The 12,862-nt window shown below is 69.6% G+C and carries 13 protein-coding genes; 8 read left to right on the top strand and 5 right to left on the bottom strand.

The features are described 5' to 3' along the window. The first annotated feature begins 75 nt into the window (after positions 1–75). Positions 76–1,686 carry an AMP-binding protein gene (locus tag QF030_RS32105; RefSeq protein WP_307167758.1) on the top strand — a complete coding sequence of 537 codons (1,611 nt, stop codon included), beginning with the start codon at positions 76–78 and terminating at the stop codon, positions 1,684–1,686. Between the two features lie 170 nt (positions 1,687–1,856). Here the strand turns inward: QF030_RS32105 and QF030_RS32110 are convergent, their stop codons facing one another. Next, positions 1,857–2,696: a hypothetical protein gene (locus tag QF030_RS32110; RefSeq protein WP_307166068.1), complete on the bottom strand. Its 840-nt coding sequence runs from the start codon at positions 2,694–2,696 to the stop codon at positions 1,857–1,859. Between the two features lie 210 nt (positions 2,697–2,906). Between QF030_RS32110 and gcl the strand changes: the two genes are divergently transcribed. Continuing rightward, positions 2,907–4,691 carry a glyoxylate carboligase gene (gene gcl / locus QF030_RS32115; protein ID WP_307166069.1) on the top strand — a complete coding sequence of 595 codons (1,785 nt, stop codon included), beginning with the start codon at positions 2,907–2,909 and terminating at the stop codon, positions 4,689–4,691. 634 nt (positions 4,692–5,325) lie between these two features. Here the strand turns inward: gcl and QF030_RS32120 are convergent. From QF030_RS32120 to QF030_RS32135, 4 genes are all read right to left on the bottom strand, one after another. After that, positions 5,326–5,448: a hypothetical protein gene (locus QF030_RS32120; protein ID WP_307166070.1), complete on the bottom strand. Its 123-nt coding sequence runs from the start codon at positions 5,446–5,448 to the stop codon at positions 5,326–5,328. Between the two features lie 134 nt (positions 5,449–5,582). Beyond that, positions 5,583–5,837, bottom strand: a complete 255-nt coding sequence (locus tag QF030_RS32125) for a hypothetical protein (RefSeq protein ID WP_307166071.1) — start codon at positions 5,835–5,837, stop codon at positions 5,583–5,585. 609 nt (positions 5,838–6,446) lie between these two features. Beyond that, positions 6,447–7,358 (bottom strand): 2-hydroxy-3-oxopropionate reductase, encoded by a 912-nt coding sequence (locus QF030_RS32130; RefSeq protein ID WP_307166072.1) that lies wholly within the window; start codon positions 7,356–7,358, stop codon positions 6,447–6,449. Between the two features lie 25 nt (positions 7,359–7,383). Continuing rightward, positions 7,384–8,205 carry a TIM barrel protein gene (locus QF030_RS32135; protein ID WP_307166073.1) on the bottom strand — a complete coding sequence of 274 codons (822 nt, stop codon included), beginning with the start codon at positions 8,203–8,205 and terminating at the stop codon, positions 7,384–7,386. 225 nt (positions 8,206–8,430) lie between these two features. On the opposite strand from QF030_RS32135, the gene QF030_RS32140 reads away from it, so the two are divergent. From QF030_RS32140 to QF030_RS32165, 6 genes are all read left to right on the top strand, one after another. After that, positions 8,431–8,715: a thiamine-binding protein gene (locus QF030_RS32140; protein WP_307166074.1), complete on the top strand. Its 285-nt coding sequence runs from the start codon at positions 8,431–8,433 to the stop codon at positions 8,713–8,715. Further along, on the top strand, positions 8,712–9,080 hold the full coding sequence (locus QF030_RS32145; RefSeq protein WP_062648954.1) for a helix-turn-helix domain-containing protein: 369 nt from the start codon (positions 8,712–8,714) through the stop codon (positions 9,078–9,080). The genes QF030_RS32140 and QF030_RS32145 overlap by 4 nt, the downstream gene beginning before the upstream one ends. A 176-nt stretch (positions 9,081–9,256) precedes the next feature. Further along, positions 9,257–9,778 (top strand): 2-oxo-4-hydroxy-4-carboxy-5-ureidoimidazoline decarboxylase, encoded by a 522-nt coding sequence (gene uraD / locus QF030_RS32150; protein ID WP_307166075.1) that lies wholly within the window; start codon positions 9,257–9,259, stop codon positions 9,776–9,778. Further along, positions 9,775–10,200: a hydroxyisourate hydrolase gene (gene uraH, locus QF030_RS32155; RefSeq protein ID WP_307166076.1), complete on the top strand. Its 426-nt coding sequence runs from the start codon at positions 9,775–9,777 to the stop codon at positions 10,198–10,200. Before uraD ends, uraH begins: the two co-directional genes overlap by 4 nt. A 4-nt stretch (positions 10,201–10,204) precedes the next feature. After that, on the top strand, positions 10,205–11,134 hold the full coding sequence (pucL, locus tag QF030_RS32160) for a factor-independent urate hydroxylase (RefSeq protein ID WP_307166077.1): 930 nt from the start codon (positions 10,205–10,207) through the stop codon (positions 11,132–11,134). A gap of 123 nt (positions 11,135–11,257) precedes the next feature. Then, positions 11,258–12,637 (top strand): 8-oxoguanine deaminase, encoded by a 1,380-nt coding sequence (locus QF030_RS32165; RefSeq protein WP_307166078.1) that lies wholly within the window; start codon positions 11,258–11,260, stop codon positions 12,635–12,637. Positions 12,638–12,862: the final 225 nt, after the last annotated feature.

Below are 12,862 nucleotides of genomic sequence, written 5' to 3' on the forward strand. Positions count from 1 at the left end.
ACGAGGGACACGGGCGCTTCCGCTTCGGCTTCCGCTTCCGCTTCGGCTGCGGGCGAGGGGAGCGCCTCGCGCCCGCTGGGGCAAGGCGCTTCGTATGCGCACGGGACGAGCGCTACCGCGCTGCTCGGGGACACCATCGGTGCCGACCTCGACCGCACCGCGCAGCGCTGGCCGGACCGCGAGGCACTGGTCGACGTGGCGTCCGGGCGGCGCTGGACGTACCGCCGCTTCGTCGAGGACGTCGACCGGCTCGCGTACGCGCTGCTCGCGAGCGGGGTCGCCAAGGGCGACCGGGTGGGCATCTGGGCGGTCAACTGCGCCGAGTGGGTGCTCGTCCAGTACGCCACCGCCCGCATCGGCGCGATCATGGTGAACATCAACCCGGCGTACCGCACGCACGAGGTCGAGTACGTCCTGCGACAGGCCGGGATCTCCGTGCTGTTCGCCTCGCTCAGCCACCGGACGAGCGACTACCGCGCCATGGTCGAGCAGGTTCGCGGCAACTGTCCACAACTGCGGGAAACCGTTTACTTCGGGGATCCGAGCTGGAACGCGTTGCTGCGGCGCGGAACGCCCGATCTCCGCGAGGATCTCCACACCCGCGGAAACGAGTTGTCCTGCGACGACCCCATCAACATCCAGTACACCTCGGGTACTACGGGCTTCCCCAAGGGGGCCACCCTCTCCCACCACAACATTCTCAACAACGGTTACTTCGTGGGTGAGTCGATCGCCTACAGCGAGCTGGACAGGATCTGCATCCCGGTCCCCTTCTACCACTGTTTCGGCATGGTGATGGGAAACCTGGCGGCCACCTCGCACGGCGCCTGCATCGTCGTCCCCGCCCCGTCCTTCGACCCGAAGGCCACGCTGGAGGCCGTCCAGCAGGAGCGGTGCACCTCTCTGTACGGCGTCCCGACCATGTTCATCGCGGAGTTGAACCTGCCCGACTTCGCGTCCTACGACCTCTCCTCGCTGCGCACCGGCATCATGGCCGGCTCGCCCTGCCCGGTCGAGGTGATGAAACGGGTGGTCGCAGAGATGAACATGGCCGAGGTGTCGATCTGCTACGGCATGACCGAGACCTCGCCCGTCTCCACCCAGACCCGCCGCGAGGACGATCTGGAGCACCGCACCGGCACCGTGGGCAGAGTCCTGCCGCACATCGAGGTGAAGGTCGTGGATCCGGTGGACGGTGTGACCCGGCCGCGCGGCGTCGCGGGGGAGCTGTGCACCCGCGGCTACAGCGTGATGCTCGGTTACTGGAACGAACCCGAGAAGACCGCCGAGTCGATCGACGCGGGACGCTGGATGCACACCGGGGACCTGGCGGTGATGCGCGAAGACGGTTACGTCGAGATCGTCGGCCGGATCAAGGACATGATCATCCGGGGCGGGGAGAACATCTACCCGCGCGAGATCGAGGAGTTCCTCTACGGTCACCCGGGGATCCGGGACGTCCAGGTCGTCGGCGTCCCGCACGAGAAGTACGGCGAGGAGGTCCTCGCCTGCGTCATCCCGGCCGACGCGACGGACCCGCCGTCGCTGGAGGAGTTGCGTGCCTACTGCGAGGGCCGGCTGGCGCACTACAAGATCCCGAGCAGGTTGCGCATCATGGACGCCTTCCCGATGACCGTCTCGGGCAAGGTGCGCAAGATCGAGCTGCGTGAGGGGCACGCGCTGTAGCGGTGTTTCCGGCTCGATGTTTCCGGGTCCTCGGGGCTCGGGGTGTCCGGGTCGTCGGAGCTTGGAGTTCGCAGCTCGGAGCTCGGAGCTCGGGTTTGGGATTCGGGGCTCGGAGGCTTCGAGCCCCGGGCTCTGGGCACTTCGGGTTCTTCGCGGTGATGGCCGTCGTCTCAGGTGTTTCCTGCGTCGAGGGCGTCGGCCATCGCGTTGACCGGCTGCGGGGTGCCCGTCAGGTCCAGGACGAAGAGCGGTACGCGCAGTTGGTCGGCACGGGCCCGGGCGTCCTCGGCGTACCCCGCGAGGGAGAAGTAGACACAGTCCGCGGATGCCGTCATGGCCGTCAGCCAGAGACACTCCACGTCCCGCAGTGAGGCCGGCCGCACGCTCGGATCCACCTGGGCCACGATCCCGCGGGCGGCGAGTCCGATGCCGGAGGTGGGCCGTTGATCGGCTCGCCGGATCTCCTCGTGCCCGAGCCAGTTCAGATAGAGCGCTGCGGCGGTGACCGCGTCACGGGCGGTACGGATGGCGACCGGTCGGAAGGCACGCCGCTCCGGTGCCGGTGCCGGTGCCGGTGCCGGTGTCTGTGCCGGTGCCTGTGCCTGCGCAAGTCCCGCATCCCTTGCAGGTGCGGATGGCGGCGGCGGTGGCGATTCCGGCGCGGTTGTTTCCACGGCGGTTGTTTCCGACCCTGTTTCCGAGTCTGTTTCCGTCCCCGCCGCCTCCGACCCCTCTCCGGGCTCTGGGGGCGGGTCGGTCACCGGGACCCGTATCACCGCTCCGCAGGCGCAGCCCAGTTCCGGGTGCGGCCACTGGTGCCGACGGTGACAGGAGGGACACCGCAGGGCGACCCACTCGTCGTCCCACGCCCGGTGTACGACGGTCGTCGGCGCCGTCCGCCGGTCGAGCACAGGCGTGACGGGAGCGCCGCACGCACACGGGTAGCACGGTGCGGTGTAGGGGCGCTCGCGCCGACAGGCCGGGCAGCGCACCGGCACGCTCTCGGACATGGCCCCATCGTCCTCCTCCCGCCCCCGCTTGTCCGTCTCTTGACGACCTTCGCCTGCCCACTTACATTGCTTCCAGATAGCAGAAAGTATTTTCCGTATTACGGAAGTATGCGGATTGCTGGAAACCGATGGAAGGGCTCACCGCGGGGCGCGACGGGAGAGCGAATCCGACAGCTGTAGCAGCTGAAGCAGTCGAAGCAGGAGTAGCCCATGGCTCGTATGACCGCTGCCCGCGCGGCAGTCGAGATCCTCAAGCGCGAGGGCGTCACCAGTGCGTTCGGTGTCCCCGGCGCGGCGATCAACCCTTTCTACGCGGCACTCGAGGTCTCCGGCGGCATCAACCACACCCTCGCCCGTCATGTCGAGGGCGCCTCCCACATGGCCGAGGGCTATACCCGGACCCATCCGGGCAACATCGGCGTCTGTGTCGGCACCTCGGGCCCGGCGGGCACCGACATGATCACCGGTCTGTACTCGGCCATCGGCGACTCCGTCCCGATCCTGTGCATCACGGGCCAGGCCCCGACCGCCGTGATCCACAAGGAGGACTTCCAGGCCGTGGACATCGCCTCCATCGCCAAGCCGGTGACCAAGATGGCGGTCACCGTCCTGGAGGCGGCCCAGGTCCCCGGCGTCTTCCAGCAGGCCTTCCACCTCATGCGCTCCGGTCGGCCGGGCCCGGTCCTCATCGACCTGCCGGTCGACGTCCAGCAGACGGAGATCGAGTTCGACGTGGACACGTACGAGCCGCTGCCCGTCTACAAGCCGGTCGCGAGCCGTGCGCAGATCGCGAAGGCGCTCTCGATGCTGAACGCGTCCGAGCGGCCGCTGATCGTCGCGGGTGGCGGCGTCATCACGGCGGATGCCACGGAACTCCTGGTGGAATTCGCGGAGTTGACGGGCACTCCGGTCATCCCGACGCTGATGGGCTGGGGTGCGATCCCCGACGACCACGAGCTGAACGCCGGCATGGTCGGCCTCCAGACCTCGCACCGCTACGGCAACGCGACGTTCCTGGAGTCCGACTTCGTCCTCGGTATCGGCAACCGCTGGGCCAACCGTCACACCGGACGCGTCGACGTCTACACGGCCGGCCGCACCTTCGTCCACGTCGACGTCGAGCCCACCCAGATCGGCAAGATCTTCGCTCCGGACTACGGGATCGCCTCGGACGCGAAGGCGGCTCTCGAGCTCTTCGTCGAGGCGGCGAGGGAGTCGAAGGCGGCGGGCACGCTCCCCGACCGTTCCGCGTGGGCGGCCGCCGCGCAGGAGAAGAAGGCGACCCTCCAGCGCCGGACGCACTTCGACGACATCCCGATCAAACCGCAACGCGTCTATGAGGAGATGAACAAGGCCTTCGGTCCGGAGACCCGGTACGTCACCACCATCGGGCTCTCGCAGATCGCGGGCGCCCAGATGCTGCACGTCTACCGGCCGCGCCACTGGATCAACTGCGGGCAGGCGGGGCCCCTCGGTTGGACCATCCCGGCGGCCCTGGGCGTGGCGAAGGCCGACCCGGAGGCGCAGGTCGTCGCCCTCTCCGGGGACTACGACTTCCAGTTCATGATCGAAGAGCTGGCGGTCGGAGCACAGCACAAGATCCCTTACGTCCATGTCCTCGTCAACAACTCCTACCTGGGGCTGATCCGGCAGGCGCAGCGGGCGTTCGACATCGACTTCCAGGTCAAGCTGGAGTTCGAGAACATCAACTCGCCCGAGCTGGGCGTGTACGGCGTCGATCACGTCAAGGTCGCCGAGGGCCTCGGCTGCAAGGCGATCCGGGTGACGGACCCCGCCGAGTTGGGGGCCGCTTTCGAACAGGCCAAGAAGCTGGCCGCCGAGTTCCAGGTGCCGGTCGTCGTGGAGGCGATCCTGGAGCGCGTCACCAACATCTCGATGAGCGGCACCAACGACATCGGCAACGTAGTGGAGTTCGAGGAGCTCGCCACCGAGCCGGGGCATGCGCCGACGTCGATCAGGACGCTGAAGGTCTGAGGTTGTGGGTGTGAGGCTGAGGGTCTGAGGTTGCGGGGCTGAGGGCTGAGGGTCTGAGGTCTGAGGCTGAAGGTCTACGGCTGAGGGTCCGGGACTGAAGTTCCGGGCCGAGGCTCGTCGTCGCGAAGGGGTGGCCCATCCGGGGGATGGGCCACCCCTTTCTGTATGCGCTTTCCGCAAGCGTTGCCGTGCGTCAGTCCGGTAGGCGTTTTCCGAGAAGCGTTGCTGCCTGTCAGTGCGGTAGGCGTTTTCCGAGCCGTTTCCGGGATTCGGTCCGAGCGGCCGCCGCCTCCGCCTCGGCCGCAGGAGTACATCACTTCGCCCGTTCCGCCGCCCCGCGGTGAGCGGCGATGAAACCCTGTGTCCGCCACCTCGGTCCGGGCGATCAGCCCTGCCCGAAGCGCGGGCGCGCTGCCAGGACACTCAGGGCGGGCTCGCCCGTACAGGGCCACCGCCAGGACGCCGTCGGTCGACGGCCCTTCCCCTTCCCTGCCATCGGCCGGCACGGGATGCCTGCCCCGCAGGTCGCCCGGATCCGACCCGGACGCCCCGCGTCGACCGGACTCCTCAGCTGATGGGCGGGTGCGGCCACTGTCACCGCTGCCCGCGGACCGCCGCGCGTCGACCGGGCTCCTCAGCTGAAGGGCGGGTGCGGCCACCGCACTGCCGCCTGCGGACCGACGCCCGCCGCCCGCGGACCGCCCCGCAGCGGCGCGACCTGGTAGGGATCCAGCCGGACCGACATGTCGTCGCTCATGCTCCCAACCCCGGAGCGAGGCCCGCCGCCCCCGTGTCGGCGGGCCCCGCGTGACCACAATGTGCCCTTGCGCGGGGGTGGTTGAAGCCTCTTGAACGGACTTCAGAGGTTGATTTGAGGTTGGTGTGCCCGGCCTACTCCTCGTGCCGGTGCCCGTGCTCCTCCGACAGCCCCGGCCAGTCGTCGGGGCCGCCGCCCTGCCATTCGATGAGGTCGCTCTCCTCCACCTCGATCCGGTCCAGGTCGGCCAGCCGAAGGATCTCCACGACGTCGTCGAGATGGGAGGCGACCCCGAGAACGGCGTCACCCGAGGTGACCCGCCGGGACCCGTCGAGCGCCGGCGGGTGGACGACGATGTGCGGCTGCGGCGTCGTATTGTCCGTATTCATACGCGTATTCATAACCAGATCGGTGCCCTTTCCGCGGGGCAACGCGCAGCGCTCCCTCGTCGGTCCTGCTGACGGGGGAGCGCTGGGGTGCGGTGGCCGTCCGACGGCGCGAGGCTGGGCGCGACAGGACGTTCGCGCCGCCGGACGGAGCTTCTTCGGGGAAGTGGGACGGACGGGACAGGCCGGGCCGGGGTCGGAGGCAGGGGTGGGGCCGGCTGAGCGGGGTGGGGCGGAGTGGGCCGGGACATGGACGGGTCGAGGTAGGGGCAGGGACCGCGGCGGGTTGCGACGGAGCCGGGAGCGGGCTTCCCTCAGGTCGAGAAGCGGGCCCCGTTCCTTCACCACCGCACTGGCTCGCACGCCGCCGCGGTCCTCGCCCTGCCCGCGCCCGTATCCGGCGACCACCCCTCATCCGGGTCGCACGGCACAGCCGCGGGCCGCGTGCACGGCGTTATGACGTTCCGTCAGATGCCATGCACGAGTCTTGTGTCACGTCGGCGCCGGGGGCGTGGGAACCGGGCGGCGACAGGTTGCTGGAAGCGGTTTCCGGGCGGCGTCGCCGCCTGGGCGCGACAGGACAGATGTCAGCGACGGCGCCGCCCGGAAGTCTCAGAGACGCGCGCCCGACAGGCGCTCCACGGCCCGCAGCAGGGCCGAGTGGTCCAGTCCGCCGTCGCCCTGCGCGCGCAGGCTCGCGACCAGCTGGGCGACCACCGCGCCGACGGGCAGGGCCGCGCCGACGTTGCGGGCGGCGTCCGTGACGATGCCCATGTCCTTGTGGTGCAGGTCGATCCGGAAGCCCGGCTTGAAGTCGCGGGTGAGGAAGTTGTCCTTCTTGCGGGCCAGTACGGTCGAGCCGGCGAGCCCGCCGCCCAGGACGTCCAGCGCCGCCTTCAGGTTCACGCCCGACTTCTCCAGGAAGACCACGGCCTCGGCGCACGCCTGGATGTTCACGGCGACGATCAGCTGGTTGGCGGCCTTCACGGTCTGGCCCGAGCCGTGCGGACCGCACAGCACGATGGTCTTGCCGAGTGCCTCGAAGACGGGCTCGGCCTCGTCGAAGTCGGCCTGCTCGCCGCCCACCATGATGGACAGCACGGCCTCGACGGCGCCGGCCTCACCGCCGGACACCGGGGCGTCGAGCACCCGGATGCCCTTGTCCTTCGCCGCCCGTGCGAGGTCGATCGAGGTCTGCGGGGTGATCGAGGACATGTCGATCAGAAGCGCCCCGGACCGCGCGTTCTCCAGGATGCCTTCGGGGCCGTACGCGATGGCCTCGACCTGGGGCGAGGCGGGCACCATCGTGATCACGACGTCGGCGTCGCGCACGGCCTCGGCGACGGAGCCCGCGGCGCTGCCGCCGGCGGCCGTGAGCCGGTCCAGCTTGTCCTGTTCCAGGGTGAAGCCGGTGACGTCGTAACCCGCCTTGACGAGGTTCTCGGACATGGGGGAGCCCATGATGCCGAGGCCGATCCAGGCGATCTTGGGAAGTGCGGGTACTGCGGGAACTGCGTTGCTCATCGGGGGTGCCTCTCGGTACGGGGGTTCAGCGGGGCAGCCAGTCGAAGGCCTCGGCGCTCGGACGGTCGCCCGGCTTGTACTCGAGGCCCACCCAGCCGTCGTATCCGGCCTTCCGCAGCCGGTCGAGGAGGTCCTCGAGGGGCAGCGAGCCGGTGCCCGGCGCGCCACGGCCCGGGTTGTCGGCGATCTGTACATGGCCGGTCCTCGACGCGTAGCGCTCGATCACCGACGGCAGGTCCTCGCCGTTCATCGACAGGTGGTACAGATCCATCAGGAACTTCGCGTTGCCGAGCCCTGTGGCGTCGTTGACCTTGTCGACGATGCCGATCGCGGCCGGTGCACTGACCAGGGGGTAGCGGGGCGACTCGGGCCTGTTCAGCGCCTCGACGAGCAGGATCGCGCCGATCCGGTGCGCTGCCCGGGCCGCGAGGACCAAATTCTCCAGCGCGAGGGCGTCCTGCTCGGCCGGGTCCACGCCGTCGAGGCGGTTGCCGTACAGCGCGTTGAGCGCGCGGCAGCCCAGGGACTGCGCGAAGCCGGCGGCCACGTCGATGTTGGCACGGAACCGTTCCGACTCCTCGCCGGGCAGCGACAGGGCGCCGCGGTCGGGGCCCGGGAGCTGTCCGGCATAGAAGTTGAGGCCCGTGAGCTGTACGCCCGCGTCCTCGATCGCCTGCCTCAGGGCGTCGAGCTCGGACGGCTCGGGGGTGGGTGAGTCGATCCAGGGCCACCACAGCTCGACCGCGGTGAAGCCGGCCGCGGCCGCCGCCGCGGGGCGCTCCAGGAGCGGGAGTTCCGTGAAGAGGATCGACAGGTTGACGTTGAAGCGCCGGTCTTCGAAGCCCATAGGGTGCCGCGCTCCCTTCCGTGTCGAGTATTTCCGTATTGCGGAAGTTGTTTTCTGCTTATTGGAAGATTGCCGTTGGGCCGGGCGGCTTGTCAAGGGGCGGAGGGGTGCGCCGGAGCCCGGCCGAGGTGGAACCCCGACTCCCGGGTGGTCGTCCGTCCGGTCCGTTAAGGTCGGTGTCCGGGCGCCGACGTTCCGGTCCCGTTCAGAGAGGTGTGGGGCGCGATGCGACTGAAAGTGGAGTTCACCACCGAGCCCTTCGACCTCGACGAGGCGCCCGCGCACGCGCTGGTCGCCCGTGAGGTGATCGAGGCGGCCGACCTGGACGCGGTGGACGTGGGGCCGTTCGGCAACACCGTGGAGGGGGCCGCCGACGCGGTGCTCGCCGCCGTGGACGCCCTGCTGCGCAGGTCCCTCGGTGCGGGCGCCACCCGCATCTCGCTCCAGGTCAACGTCATGGGGGACGGGGACCGGGACGCGGACGGCGATGTCGTCGGGGAGGGCGTGTGAGCACCTCCGGCGACGAGGCCTTCATCGCGGCCGTGAAGCCGCTGGTCGACGCGATGGGCGGGGAGATGCTCCCGCCGGACGAGGCCGGCGTCGACGACGTCGTCCTGGCCTGGGAAGGGGTCGACACCGTCGCCGTGCGCCTGCCCCAGCTGGCCGACTCCCTCGACCACATCCTCGCCGCCATGGAGCGCAGGAAGGGCAGACCGCTCGCCGACCTGGACCGCAAGGCCAAGCAGGAGGTCGTGCGGATACTCGAGGCGCGTGGCGCCTTCTCCGTACGGCACGGTGTGGAGACCGTGGCGAGCGCGCTCGGGGTGAGCCGCTTCACGGTCTACAACTATCTCAACCGGGAGAAAGAGGCCTGAGCGGTCTCTTGTGGCGTGTCCGGAGGCCGGCCGGGGGCGAGTGGTGGGCCGGCGGTGGACGCCGGGTTTCGTTACCCGGAATTTTCAACAAAGTGTTGACGTGATGTCGCGGACAGGCGTTAGCTGGCCGCAGCCCGCTCAAGCACGAAGGCCGTCTCGCGGCCACGGAGGCTCCCGTGACTTCGACTTCCCCACCCCCGGGCCTGGCCCGGTTCAACGACCTCGAGGAGTCCGTGGCCCGTGCCGCGCTCCACGAGGCGTGCGCCTCCACGGCGTGGACCACCCGACTGCTCGCGGCCCGCCCCTACGCCACCGTCACCGACCTGTACGGCGTCAGCGACGCCGCCATGGCCGACCTGACCGCCACGGACCTGGCGGAAGCGATGGCCGGGCACCCGCCGATCGGCCGTCCGAAGCCCGGCGACCCGACCTCGGCCCGCGAACAGCACGGCATGGCCGGCGCTTCGCGGGAACTCAAGGCCGAGATGCTCGAACTGAACCTGGCCTACCAGGAGAAGTTCGGCCATGTCTTCCTGATCTGTGCCACCGGTCGCACCGGCGAGCAGCTGCGCGACGCGGTCAAGGAGCGGATCGGCAACGCGCCGGAGCAGGAACGGGAGATCGTCCGCGTCGAACTGGGCAAGATCAACCGTATCCGCCTCGCCCGACTCGTCGAAGAGGACCGACCCACCCCATGAGCACCAGCAGCACCGCATCGGTGTCCACCCACATCCTGGACACCTCCGTCGGCCGGCCCGCCGCGGGAGTCGCCGTCCACCTGTCCGCCCGTTCGGGCCGGGATGCCCGGCAGGGGCCGGATGCGGGCTGGAGGGCGCTCGGCGGCTCCGCGACCGACGCGGACGGCCGCTGCAAGGACCTGCCGGCGTTGCCGGAGGGGACCACCCATGTACGGCTCGACTTCGCCGTGGAGGCGTATTTCGAGCGATCCGAGAAGAAGCAAGCCGATGCGCAGCAGGACGCCCCCGCGAATCGGGACAGCGGTGCCCCACCCGTGTTCTTCCCGGAGGTGGCGATCACCTTCGCCGTCGTACCCGGCGAGCACTACCACGTACCGCTGCTGCTCAACCCGTTCGGCTACTCCGTTTACCGAGGGAGCTAGCTAGATGACCGCCCATTCCCACCCGGCCCGCCCTGTGTTCCTGGGACAGAACCAGTACGGCAAGGCCGAGAACCGAGTCGTCAGGATCACGCGGGACGGCACCACCCACCACATCAAGGACCTCAACGTGTCCGTGTCGCTGAGCGGCGACATGGACGAGGTCCACTACTCCGGCTCGAACGCCAACGTCCTGCCGACCGACACCACCAAGAACACGGTGTACGCGTTCGCCAAGGAGCACGGCATCGAGTCCGCCGAGCAGTTCGGCATCCACCTCGCCCGTCACTTCGTGACCTCGCAGGAACCGATCAGGACCGCGCGGATCCGCATCGAGGAGTACGCCTGGGAGCGGATCGAGACGCCCGGCGAGGACGAGCACTCCTTCGTCCGCCGGGGCCAGGAGACCCGCGTCGCCCAGATCACCTACGACGGCTCCTCCTGGGAGGTCGTCTCCGGGCTCAAGGACCTGACGGTCATGAACTCGACGAACTCCGAGTTCTGGGGCTACGTCAAGGACAAGTACACGACGCTGCCCGAGGCGTACGACCGCGTCCTGGCGACCGAGGTGTCCAGCCGGTGGCGCTTCCACTGGTCCGACGACGCCCAGCAGGCACCGGACTGGGAGGAGTCGTACGCCCAGGTCAAGAAGCACATGCTGCTGGCCTTCGCGCAGACGTACTCCCTCTCCCTCCAGCAGACCCTGTACGCCATGGGCGCACGGATCATCGACCACCGCGACGAGATCGACGAGGTCCGCTTCTCGCTCCCCAACAAGCACCACTTCCTGGTGGACCTGAAGCCGTTCGGACTGAAGAACGACACCGCCGACGGAGCCGTCTACTACGCCGCCGACCGTCCCTACGGCCTGATCGAGGCCACCGTTCTGCGGGACGGCTGCGAGGCGAAGATCCCGGTGGACCTCACCAACCTCTGAACCGTCCCTCCTTCGCGGCACCCGTGGCCGGCGAGCCCGCGCCTCACCGGCCACGGCACTCAAACTCCCAGGGTCCTGCCGTGCCCTCTCCACCAGAGTCCACTGAGTGAAAAGGACGAATCCATGGCAGCAGACCGGCGCACCGTCATCGAGAACTGTTCGATCGCGACCGTCGACGCTCAGGACACGGAATACGGCAACGGTCACGTCGTCCTCGCCGGCAACCGGATCGAGTCGCTCGGCGCGGGCAGGGCCCCGGACGGCCTGGAGAACGTCGAGCGCCGTATCGACGCCACCGGGCACCTGGTCACCCCGGGCCTGGTCAACACCCATCACCACTTCTACCAGTGGATCACCCGGGGCCTGGCCACCGACCACAACCTCTTCGACTGGCTCGTCGCCCTCTACCCCACCTGGGCGCGCATCGACGAACAGATGGTCCGCGCCGCCGCCCAGGGCTCCCTGGCGATGATGGCCCGCGGCGGCGTCACCACCGCCATGGACCACCACTACGTCTTCCCGAAGGGCTCCGGCGACCTGTCCGGCGCGATCATCGGCGCCGCCCGCGACATGGGCGTCCGCTTCACCCTGGCCCGCGGTTCCATGGACCGCAGCGAGAAGGACGGCGGCCTGCCCCCGGACTTCGCCGTCGAGACCCTGGAAGGCGCCCTCGCCGCCACCGAGCAGACCGTCGGACAGCATCACGACGCCTCCTTCGACGCGATGACCCAGGTCGCCGTCGCCCCCTGCTCGCCCTTCTCCGTCTCGACCGAACTGATGCGCCAGGGCGCCGAGTTGGCCCGCCGGCTCGGCGTGCGTCTGCACACCCACGGCTCGGAGACGGTCGAGGAGGAGAAGTTCTGCCACGAGCTGTTCGGCATGGGCCCGACCGACTACTTCGAGTCCACCGGCTGGCTGGGCGAGGACGTGTGGATGGCGCACTGCGTCCACATGAACGACTCCGACATCGACGCCTTCGCCCGGACCGGAACGGGCGTCGCCCACTGCCCCTCCTCCAACGCCCGGCTGGCGGCGGGCATCGCCCGGGTCCCCGACATGCTGAGGGCCGGCGTCCCGGTCGGCCTCGGCGTCGACGGCACGGCCTCCAACGAGTCCGGCGAGCTCCACACCGAGCTGCGCAACGCCCTGCTCATCAACCGCCTCGGCGCCCACCGCGAGGCCGCCCTGAACGCCCGTCAGGCGCTGCGGCTCGGCACCCACGGCGGAGCACAGGTCCTGGGCCGCGCCTCGCAGATCGGCTCCCTGGAGCCGGGCAAGCTGGCCGACCTGGTGCTGTGGAAGCTGGACACCCTCGCCCACGCCTCCATCGCCGACCCGGTCACCGCCCTGGTCTTCGGCGCGGCGGCGCCCGTCACCGCCTCGCTCGTGAACGGCCGTCAGATCGTCGAGGACGGACGCCTGTTGCACGCCGACGAGGACGCGATCGCCCGCTCGACGCGGGAAGAGGCGCAGCGGTTGGCACGCATCGCCGCGCAGGGCTGACAGGCCTGTTCCGTAAGGGCTCGGCTCTTGCGGGCACTGAACTCCGGTCGAGGGGGACGGCCCTCGACCGGCAGCCGTGGCCGGGGCGCGCGTGAACGCGCGTGCCCCGGAACGGTTCCCCACCGTCCCCTCCCGCAGGTACCCCTCCCGTCCGCGGATACCTCCCGTTCCGTGGCCTGCCGTTCCCGGTGCCACCCGGTACCTGGCGTTCCTCGGTACCACCCG

Origin of the sequence: Streptomyces rishiriensis, assembly GCF_030815485.1 — a bacterium.
GTDB lineage: Bacteria > Actinomycetota > Actinomycetes > Streptomycetales > Streptomycetaceae > Streptomyces > Streptomyces rishiriensis_A.